The sequence below is a fragment of the Streptomyces sp. NPDC058086 genome, from assembly GCF_042885015.1.
Lineage (GTDB): Bacteria > Actinomycetota > Actinomycetes > Streptomycetales > Streptomycetaceae > Streptomyces.
Genome location: NZ_JBHVST010000004.1, coordinates 249,437 through 267,169, shown reverse-complemented (window position 1 = coordinate 267,169; position 17,733 = coordinate 249,437). Strand labels below are relative to the sequence as shown.

The window sequence follows — 17,733 nt, the reverse complement described above, 5'->3', positions numbered from 1 at the left end:
AAGCTCTCGACTCCGCTCGAGCAGGGGGGACCCCCATGACGCCGCAGGGCCCGCCCTCCGGGCGGACGACGGGAATGTGACGACAGGACCTAGCCCCGCGGCTGTCGGACCGTGACCGCGACACCGGCGCGCGACGACGGTGCCGCGGCCCCTTGGGGAACCGCCGAGTTCACCGAGCGGCTGCGCGCCGTCGCCGAGGACCGCTACCACGACCGTCATCCCTTCAACGTCCGTATGCACCAGGGCGAGTTGACCCCGGCCGAGCTGCGCCGCTGGATCACCAACCGCTTCCACTATCAACGCCACATCCCCGTCAAGGACGCCCTGATCCTGGCCAAGTTCGACGATCCCGCACTGCGGCGGATGTGGGTCCGCAGGATCCAGGACCACGACGGCACGGCCGCCGGGCGGGGCGGCATCGAACGCTGGCTGCGGCTGGGCGAGGCCGCCGGTCTCGGACGCCCGGCGCTGTGCGACGCCGCCCGGGTGCTGCCCGGCGTCCGGCTCGCGGTCGAGGGCTACGTCAATTTCTGCCGCCTGCGCCCCGCGCTGGACGCGGTCGCCGCCTCCCTCACGGAACTGTCCGCACCGGGGCTGATGCGCGCGCGGATCGCCGCGTTCGAGCGGTATTACCCCTGGATCGAGGCCGGGGGGCTCGCGTACTTCCGTACCCGCATCGGGCAGGGCGGCCGTGACAGCGAGGAGGCGCTCGCCCTGGTCCAGGGCTGGGCCCGCACCCGTGAGCAGCAGGAACGGGCCGTGGCGGCGCTGACGTTCAAGTGCGAGGTGCTGTGGGCGCTCCTGGACGCGGTGGACCGCGCGAGCGACTCCGCGCCGACGGGCACGTCGGACGGGGTGTCGGGGGGTGGACCCCGGGGCGACCCGGCCGCCGCACCGGAGGGCAGCCTGCCGCGCGCGCCGGGTCGCGGCCATCCGGATGCGTCGGGGAGAGGTCCGGTTCACCTGCCGGGTGCCTCCGGCGGGTTGCCGGGGGATGCCTTGTCCGCACAGGCGCCGGGCTCGCCTGCGCAGGTCCGGCATCCCGGTCCGGCGCCTGCGCAGGTCCGGCATCCCGGTCCGCCCGTGCACACGGACACCCCGGTGGTACCCGGCCCCGCAGGGGGCCCGCCGTGACCTGGCGCCCCGCTCTCGCCCGCCCCGTGATGCTCCGTCATGATCCTGTCCGCCGGACCGACTTGCTCCTCATGCCCGAACGCGTCGTCGTCCTGCGCGGCCACGCCGGGAGTGTCGTCCGGCTCTGCGACGGCAACCGTGAGGTGCCCGAGATCGTCGCCGCGCTCGCCGAAAGGTTCCCCGGCGCGCCGGTCGCCGACGAAGTGCCCCGATTCCTCTCGGCGTTGCGCGAGGAGGGCTGGCTGCGATGAGCGCGACCGTCGATCCCCCCTGGGCGCTGCTGGCCGAACTCACCCACGGCTGCCCGCTGCGCTGCGCGTATTGCTCCAACCCCGTCGAACTGATCAGTCGGTCAAGAGAGCTGACCGCCGAACAATGGGCCGACGTATTTCGTCAAGCCGCTGACCTGGGCGTTGTCCAGACCCACCTGTCCGGGGGTGAACCCCTCCTCAGGCGCGATCTCGCCCGGATCGTCGCCGCCGCCGACACCGCGGGCCTCTACACCCAGCTCGTCACCAGCGGTGTGGGCCTGCACGAGCGAAGGCTCGCGGAGCTGCTGGACGCGGGACTGCGCAGCGTCCAGCTCTCCGTACAGCACACCGATCCCGGAGCCGCCGAACTCATCGCGGGGGCCCGCGCGTTCACCGCCAAGGAGCGCGCCGCAAGGCTGGTGCGGGCGTCAGGGCTGCCACTCGGCCTGAACGTCGTACTGCACCGGGCCAACATCGACGCCGTCGACGACCTGATCACGCTCGCCCTCGCCTGGGGCGCCGACCGGATCGAGCTCGCCCACACGCAGTACTACGGCTGGGCCGCCCGCAATCGCACCGCCCTGCTGCCGACCCGGGACCAGGCCGAACGGGCCCGCGTCACGGTGCGCCGTCGGCGCGAACAACTCACCGGCCGCCTCGAACTGGTCTGGGTAGCGCCCGACCTTCTCGACGCCACCGCGAAACCCTGCATGGGTGGCTGGGGAGCAGTCTCCCTGACCGTCGCCCCGGACGGCACCGCGCTCCCGTGCCCCTCCGCCGCGACACTCCCCGCACTCGACGCGCCGAACGTGCGCGCACACCGGCTCGACTGGATCTGGCGCGAGTCGAATGCCTTCAACGCCTACCGGGGCGAGGCCTGGATGCCGGACCCCTGTCGCGGCTGTGCCCTGCGCACGACCGACTTCGGCGGCTGCCGCTGTCAGGCGTACGCGCTCACCGGCGACGCCTCCCGCACCGACCCGGCCTGCCGCCACGCACCCGACCACCACCTCGTCCGCGCGCTCGTCGACGAGGCACCGCTCAGGAACTCCGCCTACGCCTACCGAGAGGGAGGAACATGAGACGACGACTGCGGGCAGCGCTGATGGCGGGCGTGCTCACCACCGCCGGCCTGACCACGGTGGCCGCCACCGCACCCCCAGCACCTCTGCCCCCAGCACCTGCTGGAAGGCCCGTCGCCGCCCAGGACTGGTCCGTCGCACTGATCGACTCGACCATGGCCCGCTACACCCCGGGCACGATCGGCGGCTGGTCGTACCCGGTCGGGCTGTACCTCTACGGCCAGTACCTCACCTACAAGCGCACGCACGACGCCCGCTATCTCGCCTACATCAAGAGCTATGTCGACCGCTTCGTGTCGAGCGACGGTTCGATCGGCCAGAGCTTCAACAGCCTCGACAGCATGCAGGCGGGCCGGCTGCTGACGATCCTGCACCACGAGACGGGCCAGGACCGCTACCGCAAGGCGGCCCTGAAGATCCGGAACCGTCTGAACACCTACCCACGCACCTCCGACGGAGGCTTCTGGCACGCCGACACCAGCAGCCGGGCCCACCAACTCTGGTCGGACGGCGTCTACATGGTGAACCCGTTCCTCGTCGAGTACGGCAAGGAGTTCGGGGACGCGGCCTACGCGAACGACGAGGCCGCCAAGCAGCTCTACGTCTACGGCAGCCATCTCCAGGTGACGAACGGCCTGTTGAAGCACGCCTACGACGAGTCGAAGACGGCGAGCTGGGCAGACCCCGCGACCGGTCTCGCCCCGGAGCACTGGTGCCGGGCGGTCGGCTGGTACGCGATGGCGATCGTCAACGTACTCGACGCGATCCCGGTCAACCATCCGCGACGAGCCCAACTGGTCGGCATTTTCCGGAGGTTGGCCGCAGGTCTGGAGAAGTACCAGGACCCGGCCACCGGCCGCTGGTTCCAGGTGATCGACAAGGGCGCCCGCAGCGACAACTGGACCGAGACGTCCTGCTCCAGCATGTTCACCTACGCCCTCTCGCGCGGCGCCCAGCAGGGCTACCTCGACCCGCACTACGCGTCCGTCGCCGGGCGCGGATACCAGGGCGTCCTCGCCAGGGTCTCGGTCGGCTCCGACGGCCGCACCAATCTCACCGACATCTCCATCGGCACCAACGTCGGCGACTACGCGTACTACATCGCCCGCGACCTGGCCACGAACGACTTCCACGGCCTCGGCGCCTTTCTGATCATGAACGAACAGCTCACAGCCCACCCACTCAGGACGAGGTGAGTCAGTCATGAGCACCACCAGAAGAACCCTGCTCGGCGCGGCGCTCGGCGGCGCCGCCGGAGCCGCGGTCGGCATCCCGGCGACGGCCACCGCCGCCCACGCCGCCTCCTGGCAGCTGAAGTGGTCCCCATCGGCGAGCAGCGACAAGCTCGGCGCCTTCGAGACGATCGAGGACGACCGCGCCGACTCGCACCCCGCGGGGCAGCCGCACATCTTCGCCACCGGCGACAACTGGCGCTTCAACATGCACACGGTCGACCGCGACACCTCGACGGACCGCCAGCGCCAAGAAGTCACGGGCCTGCGTAACGGCAGCGGCAGTGACTACCTCAAGTGGACCGTGGGCCAGACCTGGCGGGTCACGTACTCGATGTACATCCCGAGCTCGCTGAAGGCGACCACCACCTTCACCCACATCATGCAGATGAAGCAGCCCGGCACCGGCACCTCGCCCATTGTCGTGCAGTCGCTGCGGCGGGTGAACGGGGTGCAGACCATCGAGCTGAAGCTCGCGATCGACGACATCCTCGTTGGCCGCACCGATCTGGAGCCGCTGCAGAACAAATGGATCGACGTCGACTTCCAGATCAAGGTCGGCAACGGCTCCGCGGGCACCATCCGCTGGATCCTCAAGAACGGCTCCACCACCGTCATCGACGCGTCCAAGTCCGGCGTCGACACCTTCCTCGCCGACCGGGTGCGTCCCAAGTGGGGCATCTACCGGTCCCTCGGCGACACCTCCGGGTCCCTGCAGGACTGCTACCTGCTGCTGACCAACCTGCGCGGCTACCAACTGGTGTGAGGAGCCGTTCCATGAAACCCCCTATGAGAAAGCGGAGTTGGGCGGCGAGCGTCTTCTTCGCCTTCGCCGTCGTGCTCGGCCTGACCCACCCCGGGGCCCTCGCGGCTCCCCGAACCGCCACCGCACCCACGTCCACATCCGCCAAAGCGCCCCACGCCGCCGTCTTCGACGTCCACGACTACGGAGCCAAGGGCGACGGCTCCACCAACGACACCCCCGCCATCAACAAGGCCGTCACCGCGGCGAACGCGGCCGGCGGCGGCACGGTCCGCTTCCCGGCCGGCCAGTACAAGTCCAAGAACACCATCCACATGAAGAGTGATGTCACGCTCCAGGTCGACAAGGGCGCGACGATCCAGGGCTCCAGCGCGGACACCTACGACCCGCCCGAGACCAACCCCAACGACGCCTACCAGGACTACGGGCACAGCCACTTCCACAACGCGATGATCTACGGCGACAAGCTGAAGAACATCGGCTTCGTGGGCGAGGGCGTCATCGACGGCCTCGGCAACCTCATCACCGGCAACCCCAAGTCCGGCGAGGCCGACAAGATCCTCTCGCTGACCCGCTGCGACGGCCTGCGCCTCGGCGACGGACTCACCCTCCGCAGGGGCGGCCACTTCGCGGCCCTCATCAACGGCTGTACGAACGTCACCTCGGACCACCTGACCATCGACACCGCGAGCGACCGCGACGGCTGGAACATCATCAGCACGACCAACGTCACGGTCACGAACGCCAACATCAAGGCCAACGACGACGCCCTCGTCTTCAAGAGCGACTACGCGCTCGGCGCCAAGCTCCCCAACGGCCATGTGCGGGTGAGCGATTCCTATCTGTCGGCAGTGTGCTGCAACGCCCTGATGTTCGGCTCCGAGACCTGCGGCGACTTCTCCGACTACCAGTTCGCCAAGATCCGCATCGAGGGCTCCGACAAGTCCGGGCTCGGCATGGTCTCCATGGACGGCGCGAAGATCTCCGACGTCCACTACCGAGACATCACCATGACCGGCGTCCACTCGCCGATCATGCAGAAGATCGGCACCCGAAAGCGCTGCGGCAACAGTCCCGGCGTCGGCTCGATCAGCAACGTCACGTACGACAACATCACGGCGACCGGGGTGAGTCCGTCCTTCAGTCCGACGCTGTGGGGCGAGAGCGGCCACCGGATCAACGGGGTCACCTTCACCAACGTCAACATCACCGTTCCCGGCGGCAACGGCACCATGTCCACCGCCGTGCCGAGCAACGACCCGGGCGACTACAACCCGAAGGCCATCGGCACGCGGCCCGCGTACGGCTGGTACCTCCACAACGCCGACAACGTCACCTTCACGGACAGCTCGGTGAAGTACGCGGCCGACGACGGACGCCCGGCCTTCATCGCGAACGCCGCGAACGGGATCAGGTTCACCCGGTTCACGGCCCAGCGGGGGAGCAACTCACCCCACGACATGGGCTTCCAGAACGTCACCGGCTACTGCCTGACAGACAGCCACAACACCTCGGGCGGCACGCTGAGGGTCTCCAACAGCGGCTCCGGTGAGAACTGCGGTACGGCAGCCAAGAGCACGGCGGTGACGACCAGAGCCGTGCAGCAGCCCCACACAGGTGTGAAACCGCTCGACCTCGAAAACCCACGCCAGGCCTTCCTGCGAGGCTCCGTCGGCGGACTCTTCCTGCACTGGGGCGAACGCACCGCCCCCGCCCACACCAGTTGCACCGGCTGGGAGAACGACGTCACCAACGGCGGCTGGACCCCCGACTACTGGGTGAACGAGGCCCAGAAACTGCACACCCAATACCTCGTCCTCGCCACCTTCCACAGCCGCCTCGGCTACGCCCGCCCCTGGCCCTCGAAGATCCCTGGCAGTTGCTCCACCAAGCGGGACTTCCTCGGTGAGCTGATCACGGCAGCCAAGGCCAAGGGGCTCAAGGTCATCCTCTATATGACCGACGACCCCCAGTGGCACGACGAGGGCGGTCACGAATGGCTCGACTCGGCCGCGTACTCCGCCTACAAGGGCACCGACGTCGACCTCACCACCCGCGACGGCTTCGGCCGCTTCAGCTACGACAACTTCTTCGAGGTCATGGACCGCTACCCGGACCTCGGCGGCTTCTGGATCGACAACGACAACGCGTACTGGGAGAGCCACGACCTCTACGCGCAGATCCAGCAGAAGCGCCCGAACTACACGCTCAGCAACAACAACGAAGACACGCCGATCATGGACATGATCAGCAATGAGCAGAAGACGGGCATGACCCCGTCCTACGACTACCCCCAGGCCGTCTACACGGCTGGGCCCCGCCTCACCGAGGCCGACTTCAAGCTGCCGTCGAGCGGAGCGTGGTGGTACGACGGCTCCAACCCGTCCGTCGACAAGATGCTCACCCTCGGCCGGCTGATCACCAACGCGGGCTCGTCCGTGAAGGCGCTGATGGCCGAGACCGCGCAGGTCAACGGTAAGTTCCCGTCGAATCAGGAGGCCTTCAACAACTTCGCCAACTCCTACCTCGGCCCCATCTGGCAGTCGCTGCACGGCACCGAGGGCGGCGGCTACATGTACGGCGGCCTCAAGCCCGGCTTCTGGAACGACGGGGCCCACGGCGTCACCACGGTCAGCAAGACCGACCCCGACCTCCACTACATCCACGTACTGACCCCGCCCAGCACCAGCACCCTGCGCATCCGCGACAACGGCTACCGCATCGCCTCCGTCACCAACCTCCGTACAGGGGCGGCCGTTTCGTGGTCCCAGTCGGGCGGCGTGCTCACCCTGACCGGCCTGGCGAACTGGGACCCGTACGACACCGTCTTCAAGGTCACCACGGGTGGCCGCCAGGGCATCGCGTCCGGCGTCACGATGTCCGCGAGCGCCTCGGCGAGCGGTCACGGCGCGGCGGCCGCGGGCGACGGCGACTACCTCACCTACTGGGACAGCAACAAGACGCTGCCCGTCAACCTCACCTTCGACCTCGGCAGCGCGAAGAAGGTCCAGTACATCGGCCTCAACCAGCGCGAGGACTCCGTCGCCTACGCGCGCTCCGACACCGAGCAGTCCGCACGTATCAAGGACTACAAGGTGTTCCTCAGCAACGACGGGTCCACCTGGGGCAGCGCGGTCAAGACCGGTCAGCTCGCCAGTCGGCGCGGCATCCAGGGGATCGACCTGACCGCCGCCAACGCCCGTTACGTACGCCTCGAAGTCGACACCACCTGGGCCGCGTCCACCGACACCACCCGCTACAAGCGGCTGCGGATCGACGAGGCCTGGATCGGCACGTCGTACGCCACCCCGGCGGCCACGTCCAGGTCCACGTCCCCGCCCTCGTTCGGTACCTTCTCGGACAACGGTCAGTCCCTCCGCCCCGCCATGGGCTGGAGCAGCTGGAGTTTCGTGCGCCGCTGGCCGACCGAGGCGAAGATCAAGGCCCAGGCAGACGCGCTCGTCGCGAGCGGATTCAAGGACCACGGCTTCGTCCACATCAACCTCGACGACTTCTGGCAGAAGTGCGACGCGAACGGATTCGTCGTCGACTCCTACGGACGCTGGAGCGTCGACACCGCCAAATTCCCCTCCGGGATCAAGGCGCTGGCCGACTACATCCACTCCAAGGGACTGAAGTTCGGCTTCTACGTCACGCCGGGCATCGCCAAGAACGCCGTCACCAAGAACACACCGATCGAGGGGACCTCGTACCACGCGGCCGACATCGCGGACACCACGAAGACCGAGAAGAACTACAACTGCAAGAACATGTACTACATCGACTACGGGAAGCCGGGCGCCCAGGAGTTCGTGAACTCATGGGCCAGGCAGTTCGCCTCCTGGGGAGTCGACTACCTGAAGATCGACGGCGTGGGCAGTGCCGACATCCCCGACGTCCAGGCCTGGGACAAGGCACTGCGGGCCACCGGCCGGCCCATCACCTTCGCCCTCTCCAACAACCTGCCGATCGCCAATGCCTCCACCTGGAAGTCCCTGGCGAACAGCTGGCGCACCCAGGGCGACGTCGAGTGCTACTGCGGCTCGGGCGCCAACGGCAGCGGCTATCCGCTGACCGACTGGTCCCACGTCTCCGCCCGCTTCACCTCGGCCGCCAACTGGCAGGCGTATGCGGGACCGGGCGGCTGGAACGACCTCGACTCGCTGGAGATCGGCAACGGCGACCAGGCGGGCCTCACCGCGGACCAGCGCCGCTCACACTTCACCCTGTGGGCGATGGCGGGCGCGCCCCTGCTCCTCGGCACGGACCTGACGAACCTCGACTCCGTCGACAAACCGATGCTGACCAACGACCGGCTCATCGGCGTCGACCAGGACGGCGTCGCCGCGAAGCGGATCGTGAGCAGCGGGGTCAAGCAGGTCTGGAGCAAGAAGGAGAGCGACGGGCAGTACGTCGTCGCGCTCTTCAACACCGGTACGTCCGGCAACTCCACGGTCAGCGTGAACTGGTCCCAGGTCGGCTTCACCGGCTCCGGTGACGTCACGGACCTGTGGTCGGGCTCCCACAAGGGCACGATCGCCGACTCGTACAGCGCGACCCTGCGCCCGGGGGAGACACGCCTGATCCGGGTGAAGCCGGTGAGCACCGCCCTGAAGGCCGCGGCGGCCTCACCCGGCATGGCGGTGGCGCCCTACGAGTACCTCGGCTGGGGCAGCCCGCAGAACCCGACGTCGGTCATGTCGGCGACCGGGGTGAAGTGGTTCACGCTCGCGTTCGTCCTCTCCGACGGCTCCTGCAACCCGAAGTGGGACGGCTCGCGCCCGCTGACCGGCGGCAACGACCAGTCGAAGATCAACGCGATCCGCTCGGCCGGCGGTGACGTCGTCGTCTCCATCGGCGGCTGGAGCGGCGCCAAACTCGGCGAGAAGTGTTCCAGCGCCTCGGCGCTCGCGGGTGCCTACCAGAAGGTCATCAACGCCTACGGCCTCAAGGTCATCGACATCGACATCGAGAACACCGAGTGGAGCAACGCCACCGTCCGGCAACGCGTGATCGACGCGCTGAAGATCGTGAAGGCCGGCAACTCCGGCCTCAAGACGATCATCACGTTCGGTACGACGACCAGCGGCCCGGACTCCACCGGCGTTGACATGATCAAGCGGGGTGCCGCCTCGGGCCTGGCGAACGACATCTGGTGCATCATGCCGTTCGACTTCGGCGGCGGCACCACGAACATGGGCACGCTCACCACCCAGGCCATGGAGGGCCTCAAAGCGCGAGTCAAGTCGGCTTATGGATACAGCGACGCGACGGCGTACGCGCACATCGGCCTGTCGTCCATGAACGGCAAGACCGACGACTCCGGCGAACTCGTCCGCGTCGCCGACTTCAAGACCATGCTCGCCTACGCCCAGCAGCACCACATCGGGCGTCTCACCTACTGGTCGGTGAACCGCGACCGGGCCTGCGGCTCCGGCTCCGACGGTGACTCCTGCAGCGGCGTGTCGCAGCAGCCGTACGACTACCTCAAGGTCTTCGCCCAGTACACGGGCTGAGGGGACGAACCCATGAAACTCAACAGAGCGCTGCCCTGGTGCCTCTCGCTCGTCCTGGCCGTGCCGCTCGTCGCACTGACCGGCACGACGGCGCGGGCGGCCACCGACTACCAGGCCGAGGACGCCACCATCTCGCAGGGCGCCGTCGCCACCAACCACACCGGCTACACGGGCACCGGCTTCGTCGACTACACCAACATCACCGGCTCGTACGTGGAGTTCACGGTGAGCGCGGCCACGGCCGGCGCCTCCTCGCTGGCCCTGCGCTACGCCAACGGCACGAGCACCGACCGCCCGATGGACCTCTCCGTCAACGGCACGGTCGTCGCCTCCGGGGTCTCCTTCCCGGCCACCACCGACTGGAACACCTGGGCGACGAAGAGTGTGAACGTCCAGCTCGACGCGGGTTCCAACAAGATCCGCGCGACCGCCACCACGGCGAACGGCGGCCCCAACCTCGACCGCGTCGGCGTCGGTGCGTCGGCGGACACCCAGGCCCCGTCGCGACCCGGCCAGCCGAGCTGCTCGGCCATCGGCGAGGACGCCCTCACCCTCTCCTGGGGCGCCTCCACGGACAACGTCGGCGTGGCCGCGTACGACCTCTACGAGCACGGCAACAAGCTCGGCGAGGCGGCCGGCGACGCGACCTCCAAGGTGCTCACCGGCCTGAGTCCGAACACCACCTACAACCTCACCGTCATCGCCCGCGACGCGGCCGGCAACGCCTCCCAGGCCAGCCCTGTCGTCGACTGCACGACTCGGCCAAGCTCCGACACCACCCCGCCCGGCGAACCCGGCACCCTCACCTCCTCGAACGTCACGGCCACCAGCGCCGACCTGAGTTGGGGCGCCTCGACCGACGACAAGGCGGTCGTCGGCTACGACGTGCGCAGCGACACGACGGTCTACAAGAGCGTCACCGGCACGTCGACCACGCTCACCGGACTCGCCTGCAACAGCCCCTACACGCTGAACGTGGTGGCGCGGGACGCGGCCGGCAACGTGTCGCCGCAGAGCAACACGGTCACGTTCACGACCAAGGCCTGTGCCACCGACGGCGGGGTCCCCTCATCCATCGGGACTGTCTCCAGCGGCTGGACGATCCCGTGGGGCACGTACTGGATGCCCGACGGACAGACGGCGCTGGTCACCGAGCGGGACGACTTCCGGGTCTGGAAGGTCACCAAGGACGGCACGAGGACCCAGGTCGGAACCGTGCCGAACGCCGTCACCACGAACGGCGAGGGCGGACTGCTGGGTGTGGCCGTCGACCCGAAGTGGGCGACCAACCACTACGTGTACTTCATGCACACGGCCTCCGAAGGCAACCGCGTCGTGCGCATGACCTACGACGGCAGCTCCCTCACCAACTACACGATCCTCCTCCAGGGCATCAAGAAGAACCGCTACCACAACGGCGGACGCCTCGCCTTCGGCCCCGACGGCTATCTGTACGTCTCCACCGGTGAGGCTCAGACACCCGAACTGGCCCAGGACAAGACGTCGCTGAACGGCAAGATCCTGCGGATGACGACGGACGGCAAGGCCGCCCCCGGCAACCCGTTCGGCAACTACGTCTACAGCTATGGGCACCGCAACCCGCAGGGCCTCGCCTTCGACCGCAACGGCCGCCTGTGGGAGGCCGAGTTCGGCAACAGCTCCAAGGACGAACTCAACCTCATCAAACCGGGCGCCAACTACGGCTGGCCGACCTGCGAGGGCACGTGCAGCGTCTCCGGGATGACCAACCCGAAGGCGACCTGGAACGTCTCCGAGGCGTCACCCAGCGGCATCGCGATCGTCCGCAACGTCGTCTACATGGCGTCCCTGCGCGGCGAACGCCTGTGGCGCGTCCCCATCACCGGCGACACGGAGAACGTCGGCACGCCGACGGCGTACTACGTCGGCACCTACGGCCGCCTGCGCACGGTCACCAAGGTGCCCGGCGCGGACCAGCTGTGGCTCTCCACCACCAACTGCGACAACAACGGAGGAGCGGCGGACGGCTCGGACAAGATCTTCAAGGTGAGCATCAACTAGCCGGACCGGAGGTGTTGTACCGGGCTCATGACCGGTACAACGCCTCCACCTCCGTCGCATACGCGTTCTCGATCGCCTTCCGCTTCAACTTCAGCGAAGGCGTCAGCAGCCCGTGCTCCTCGGTGAACTGGTTCGCCAGTATCCGGAACGTACGGATCGACTCGGCCTGCGAGACCAGGGTGTTCGCGGCGACCACCGCCCGCCGCACCTCGGTCTCCAGGTCCGGGTCGCGCACCAGGTCGGACGGGGACAGCCGCGTCTTGCCCCGCATCTGGAGCCAGTGTTCGACGGCCTCGGAGTCGAGGGTGACGAGTGCCGCGATGTACGGCCGGTCGTTGCCGACCACGATGCACTGGGCGACCAGCGGATGGTCGCGGACACGCTCCTCCAGGACGCCCGGCGAGACGCTCTTGCCGCCGGAGGTCACCAGGATCTCCTTCTTGCGCCCGGTGATGGTGAGAAAGCCGTCCTCATCGAGGGTGCCGAGGTCGCCGGTGGCGAGCCAGCCGTCGTGCAGTGCGGCGTCGGTGGCCTTGGGGTCGTTCAGATAGCCCTGGAAGATGTTGTCGCCGTGCAGCCAGATCTCGCCGTCGTCCGCGATGTGCACGGTCGTGCCCGGAATGGCCTGGCCGACCGTCCCGTACCGGGTCCGCTCGGGCGGGGTGACCACCGCGGCGGCGGTGGTCTCGGTGAGCCCGTATCCCTCGTAGATCTGGATGCCCGCGCCGGCGAAGAACAGCCCGAGCCGACGGTCCATCGCGGAGCCGCCAGACACCGCGTGTCTGACCCGGCCGCCCATGGCGGCGCGCATCTTGGTGTAGACGACCTTGTCGAAGAACTGGTGCTGCATCCGCAGGCTCGCCGACGGCCCGGCGCCGATCCCCCACGCCTTCGCCTCGATCGCGTCCGCGTAGCGGACCGCGACCTCCACGGCCTTCTCGAAGGCTCCGGACTTTCCGTCCTTCTCGGCCTTGCGGCGGGCCGCGTTGAAGACCTTCTCGAAGATGTACGGCACCGCCAGGATGAACGTCGGCTGGAACGCTGCCAGGTCGGGCAGCAGCACGGCGGCATGCATCTGCGGCTGATGGCCCAGCTTGACCTTCCCGAGGACTCCCGCGACCTGGACCATTCGCCCGAAGACATGCGCGAGTGGCAGGAACAGCAGTGTGGACGCCTGGTTGTCGCGCTTGGAGGTGAAGATCGGTTCCATGAGCCCGATGACCGTGCTCGCCTCGGCCATGAAGTTGGCGTGCGAGATGACGCAGCCCTTGGGGCGGCCCGTGGTGCCCGAGGTGTAGATGATCGTCGCGATCGACTCGGGGGTGACGGCGCGCCGGTGCCGGTGCACCACCTCGTCGTCGATGCCCGCGCCCGCCTCGTAGAGCTCCTGCACCGCGCCCGAGTCCAGTTGCCAGAGCTTGTGCAGCTGGGGAAGCCGGTCGATCACCGTGGCGATGGTCATCGCGTGGTCCTCGTGCTCGACCACCGCGGCCGACACCTGCGCGTCGTGCAGCATCCAGAAGACCTGCTCGGCCGAGGACGTCGAGTACATGGGGACGACGTGGGCGCCGATCGTCCACAACGCGTAGTCGAAGAGTGTCCATTCGTAGCGGGTACGGGACATGATCGCGACCCGGTCGCCGAATCGGATTCCCTGGGCGAGCAGTCCCTTGGCAAGTGCGAGGACCTCGTCACGGAACTCGGCGGCCGTCACATCGCGCCACTGTTCGTTCTCGTCCTTACGGCCGAACGCGGCCCGCAGCGGGTCCTCCTGGGCATGGTCGAACACGACGTCGGCCAGGCCGCCCACCGGCGGCGCCGACGCCAACGGAGGGTTGGTGAACTCGCGCAATCCCGCTCCTAGTGGCGCTTCGCACAGCGCCGTGAAAGCTACCCCACCTCGCCGTCGGGCGGGAGGGGTGCCGGAGCGGGGGGCGGCCGGGGGTGTGTGCGGCATACGCACAGGTCAGCCGAGAAAATGCCCGCACATGGGGAAGGGCCGGACAGAATCCCTTACGGTTCCGTAGGTTTCGATCCCGTAATCTCCACGGAATCTGTACGAGCCTCCTACGGGGCACGGGGCGCCGAATACCGGACACGGATGTTCTGATTCCGCGCCGTGCGGCTACCGCCGGAGCCGGTCCCGGTGGCGCCGGAACCGGCTCCGCCGGTGTCATGACCGGGCCCTCACCGGTGTCATGCGCGGGACGCCGTCGCCCGCTTCGCCGGTGCCTCGGCCGTGTCCGTCACAGCGCGCGGCGTCCGCACCAACACCAGTACCAGCGCACCGGCGACCATCCCCGTCACGCCCGCCGCCACCGCCGCCGAGTCGAGCCCCGAGGCGAACGCGGCCCGCAGGGTGTGCTCGGCGAGGGGGCCGCGCAGTGCCCCGGCGCCGCCGCCGGCCAGGGTGTGGGCCGCGTCGTGCGAGAGCGTGTCCTGCATGCGGGAGGTCAGCACCGTGCCGAAGACGGCGACCCCGAGCGCGTACCCCAGCTGGCGGACCGTGTTCACCGCGCCGCCCGCCATGCCCGCCCGCTCCGGCGGTACGGCGGCGAGCGCGGCGCCCGCGATGGCGGGGGACACGAAGCCCGTGCCGATGCCGACCAGGACGAGGCCGGGTACCAGCACCGTCCAACTCGTGCCCGCGTCCAGCACGGCCTGGCAGAACGCGCCCGAGCCGACCAGGAGCAGCCCGCCTCCTATCGTCAGCCGCGCCGGGACCCCGTGCAGCAGCTTCCCGGCGAGGATCGCGACCACCATCGTCGCGCCGGTCAGCGGGAGCAGGGTGAGCCCACCGCGCACCGGGCTCATGCCCAGCACGGTCTGCATCCAGATGGACAGGTACGGGATCACACCGAATGCCACCCCGTTGAAGGCGAGCGCGCCCGCCATCACACCCACGAACGCGGGCTTGCGCAGCAGCGACAGGTCCAGGAGCGGATGGGCGACCCGCCGCTCGACGAGGACGAACGCGACCAGCGCCAGCGCCGCCGTCCCGAACGAGCCCGTCACCGCCCCCGACGTCCAGCCGTCCGCCCCGGCCCGCACCACCCCGTACGTGGTCGCCCCGGCGAAGCAGGCGAAGGCGACGGTGCCCGCCCAGTCGATGCGCATCCCGCGCGGTCCGCGCGACTCCGGCACCACCCGCAGCGTCAGCCACACCGAGGCCACGCTCACCGGCAGGTTCACGAAGAAGATCCACCGCCAGCCCGGCCCCTCGGTGAGCAGCCCGCCGAGCACCGGCCCGACCGCCGCCGCGCCGCCGCTGACCGCGCCCCACACCCCGAGCGCCGTCGACCGCTGCCGCCCCTGGTAGACCGAGCCGAGCAGCGGCAGGGTCGTCGCGAACATCGCCGCCGCGCCCACCCCCTGCAGCCCACGCGCGGCCACCAGCATCCCGGGCCCGGACGCGAGCCCGCACAGCAGCGACGCCACCGCGAACAGCACCACGCCCGCCACGTGCACCCGGCGCCGTCCCAGAATGTCGGCGGCGGCCCCCACTCCCAGCAGCAGCGCGGCGAGCGCGAGCGCGTACCCGTCGATCACCCACTGCAGATCACTCAGCGACGCGTGCAGCGCCCGCGCCATGTCCGGCAGCGCGACGACCGCGATCGTCACGTCCAGCAACAACATGAACGTCCCCAGGCACACCGCCGTGAGCGGCCCCCATGTACGCATGTCCTCAACTCCTCCAGAACCCCGTGCCGTGGATGCGTATGCCTCCGTACGATGAGCTCCTGAGGGGTGATCGCGGTGGCCTCGGGCATCGGATCGCCGGAATCCGACAAGGACGGCCCCCATGGAGATGGAATCCCACACCTTCGACAGGCTCGATCTGCAACTGCTGGCCGCGCTGGAACTGGACGCCCGCGCGCCCTTCAGCCGGATCGCGGCGGTGCTGGGCGTCTCCGACCAGACCATCGCGCGCCGCTTCCGCAGGCTCTCCGCCGAGGGCGGACTGCGGGTGGTCGCGGTGCGCGACGCCGAACGGCTCGGCCAGAGCCAGTGGATGCTGCGGCTGCGCTGCGCGCCCGACAGCGCGGAGACGATCGCGGAGGCGCTGGCCAAGCGGCCGGACACCGCGTGGATCGGACTGGCCTCGGGCGGCACCGAGGTGGTCTGCATGACCCGGCCGCGCAGCCCCGGGGACCACGACGACCTGCTGCTCGGCAAGCTGCCGCGCACCCCGAACATCATGGAGATCCGCGCCCACCAGATCCTGAACCGCTTCTTCGGCGGACCGACGGGCTGGACCAGCAGGTTCGACGCGCTGACGGACGAACAGATCGCCGCGCTGCGGCCGCGGCTCTCCGACCCCTCGGGCCCCGTCCGGATCGACCCCGAGGACGAACCGCTGGTCGCCGCGCTCGAACGCGACGGACGCGCCACCTATCCCGAACTCCAGCGCGCCACCGGCCGTTCCGAGTCCGTCGTCAAGCGCCGCCTCGCCGCCCTGCTCGCCTCCGGCGCCGTGTACGTCGACGTCGAGTACCACTCCGAGACCCTCGGCTACGCCTGCGCCGCCGTCCTGTGGATCACCACGGCCCCGGCGGCCCTGCACTCCGTCGGCGAGGCCCTCGCCACCCACGACGAGATCGCCTTCGCCGCGGCGACGGCCGGCCCCTCCAACATCGTCGTCACCGCCGTCGCCCGTGACACGGCGGGCCTCTACGCCTACCTCAGCGGCCGCCTCGGCACCCTCGAAGGCGTCCAGCACGTCGAGACGACCCCGTTCCTGCGCCGCATCAAGCAACTCACGTACGCGAGACCGACGCGCTAGCCCCGCCGCCCCGGAGCAGCCGGTCCCCGCCGCCCAGGATCGCGGTCGCGAGGGCGTCAGCCGCACCCTGCGCGGACGTACGCCGCTGCCCGTGCACCAGGACGAAGTCGACCTCGCCCAGTTCCGGCAGGCCCGCGCGGTCCGGGACGCGGACGAGGCCGGGAGGGATCAGTCCGCGCGAGTGGGCCATCACGCCGAGGCCCGCGCGGGCCGCCGCGACGAGGGCGTTCAGACTGCCGCTGGTGCAGGCGATGCGCCACGCACGGCCCTGGCGCTCCAGGGCTTCGAAGGCGAGGGCGCGGGTGATGCCCGGGGGCGGGTAGACGATCAGGGGGACCGGACGGTCGGGGTCGAGCCGCAGGCGTTCCGCGCCGATCCACACCAGGCGGTCGTGCCAGACCAGCTCGCCGCGCGGGTCCTCGGGCCGCCGCTTCGCCAGCACCAGGTCCAGCTTGCCCGCCGCGAGCTGTTCGTGCAGCGTGCCGGACAGCTCGACCGTCAGCTCCAGATCCACCTCCGGATGGTCGTACCGGAAGCCCTCCAGGATCTCCGGGAGCCGGGTCAGTACGAAGTCCTCGGAGGCGCCGAAACGCAGCCGGCCGCGCAGACGGGTGCCCGTGAAGAAGGCGGTCGCCTGCTCGTGCACCGCCAGGATGCGGCGCGCGAAGCCGAGCATCGCCTCGCCGTCCTCGGTGAGCTCCACGGAGTGCGTGTCCCGCGAGAACAGTTGCCGTCCCACGGCGTCCTCCAGGCGGCGTACGTGCTGGCTGACGGTGGACTGGCGCAGCCCGAGCCGCCGGGCGGCCTGCGTGAAGCTCAGGGTCTGGGCCACCGCCAGGAAGGTACGCAGTTGGGAGGGGTCGTACACAGCTCCACGTTATCGCGGATCGTGATGACAGTCAGAACGGTATGACGGATTCCCGATCGCGGGC

10 protein-coding genes and 1 pseudogene are annotated in these 17,733 nt (G+C 69.3%); 8 read left to right on the top strand and 3 right to left on the bottom strand.

All coding sequences use genetic code 11. The features are described from left to right. Nucleotides 1–111: 111 nt before the first annotated feature. The 7 genes and pseudogenes from pqqC to ACFVWD_RS05225 all read left to right on the top strand — a co-directional run. Nucleotides 112–822: pseudogene (pqqC, locus tag ACFVWD_RS05255) on the top strand (pyrroloquinoline-quinone synthase PqqC); the annotation flags it as partial. 308 nt (nucleotides 823–1,130) lie between these two features. After that, nucleotides 1,131–1,385, top strand: coding sequence for a pyrroloquinoline quinone biosynthesis peptide chaperone PqqD (gene pqqD / locus ACFVWD_RS05250; protein ID WP_389594040.1), 255 nt, complete (start codon nucleotides 1,131–1,133; stop codon nucleotides 1,383–1,385). Continuing rightward, a complete protein-coding gene (gene pqqE, locus ACFVWD_RS05245; protein WP_389594039.1) occupies nucleotides 1,382–2,467 on the top strand; it encodes a pyrroloquinoline quinone biosynthesis protein PqqE in 1,086 nt (361 codons plus the stop codon). The genes pqqD and pqqE overlap by 4 nt, the downstream gene beginning before the upstream one ends. Beyond that, a complete protein-coding gene (locus ACFVWD_RS05240; RefSeq protein ID WP_389594038.1) occupies nucleotides 2,464–3,663 on the top strand; it encodes a glycoside hydrolase family 105 protein in 1,200 nt (399 codons plus the stop codon). Before pqqE ends, ACFVWD_RS05240 begins: the two co-directional genes overlap by 4 nt. A 7-nt stretch (nucleotides 3,664–3,670) precedes the next feature. Further along, on the top strand, nucleotides 3,671–4,465 hold the full coding sequence (locus ACFVWD_RS05235; RefSeq protein ID WP_389594037.1) for a Tat pathway signal sequence domain protein: 795 nt from the start codon (nucleotides 3,671–3,673) through the stop codon (nucleotides 4,463–4,465). Between the two features lie 11 nt (nucleotides 4,466–4,476). Further along, on the top strand, nucleotides 4,477–9,978 hold the full coding sequence (locus ACFVWD_RS05230) for a glycosyl hydrolase family 28 protein (RefSeq protein ID WP_389594036.1): 5,502 nt from the start codon (nucleotides 4,477–4,479) through the stop codon (nucleotides 9,976–9,978). Between the two features lie 12 nt (nucleotides 9,979–9,990). Further along, the gene (locus ACFVWD_RS05225) at nucleotides 9,991–12,018 is read left to right on the top strand and encodes a PQQ-dependent sugar dehydrogenase (RefSeq protein WP_389594035.1); all 2,028 of its coding nucleotides are present in this window, start codon (nucleotides 9,991–9,993) and stop codon (nucleotides 12,016–12,018) included. Nucleotides 12,019–12,043: 25 nt separating this feature from the next. Here ACFVWD_RS05225 and ACFVWD_RS05220 read toward each other — a convergent pair whose 3' ends face one another. Both ACFVWD_RS05220 and ACFVWD_RS05215 read right to left on the bottom strand, forming a co-directional pair. After that, complete coding sequence (locus ACFVWD_RS05220) at nucleotides 12,044–13,870, bottom strand: AMP-dependent synthetase/ligase (protein ID WP_389594034.1); 1,827 nt, start codon at nucleotides 13,868–13,870, stop codon at nucleotides 12,044–12,046. 344 nt (nucleotides 13,871–14,214) lie between these two features. After that, on the bottom strand, nucleotides 14,215–15,699 hold the full coding sequence (locus tag ACFVWD_RS05215) for an MFS transporter (RefSeq protein WP_389594033.1): 1,485 nt from the start codon (nucleotides 15,697–15,699) through the stop codon (nucleotides 14,215–14,217). Nucleotides 15,700–15,820: 121 nt separating this feature from the next. On the opposite strand from ACFVWD_RS05215, the gene ACFVWD_RS05210 reads away from it, so the two are divergent. Beyond that, nucleotides 15,821–16,801 carry an Lrp/AsnC family transcriptional regulator gene (locus tag ACFVWD_RS05210; RefSeq protein ID WP_389594032.1) on the top strand — a complete coding sequence of 327 codons (981 nt, stop codon included), beginning with the start codon at nucleotides 15,821–15,823 and terminating at the stop codon, nucleotides 16,799–16,801. Here the strand turns inward: ACFVWD_RS05210 and ACFVWD_RS05205 are convergent. Continuing rightward, nucleotides 16,776–17,669, bottom strand: a complete 894-nt coding sequence (locus tag ACFVWD_RS05205) for a LysR substrate-binding domain-containing protein (RefSeq protein ID WP_389594031.1) — start codon at nucleotides 17,667–17,669, stop codon at nucleotides 16,776–16,778. The two genes, ACFVWD_RS05210 and ACFVWD_RS05205, sit on opposite strands and share 26 nt — an antisense overlap. Between the last annotated feature and the right edge of the window lie 64 nt (nucleotides 17,670–17,733).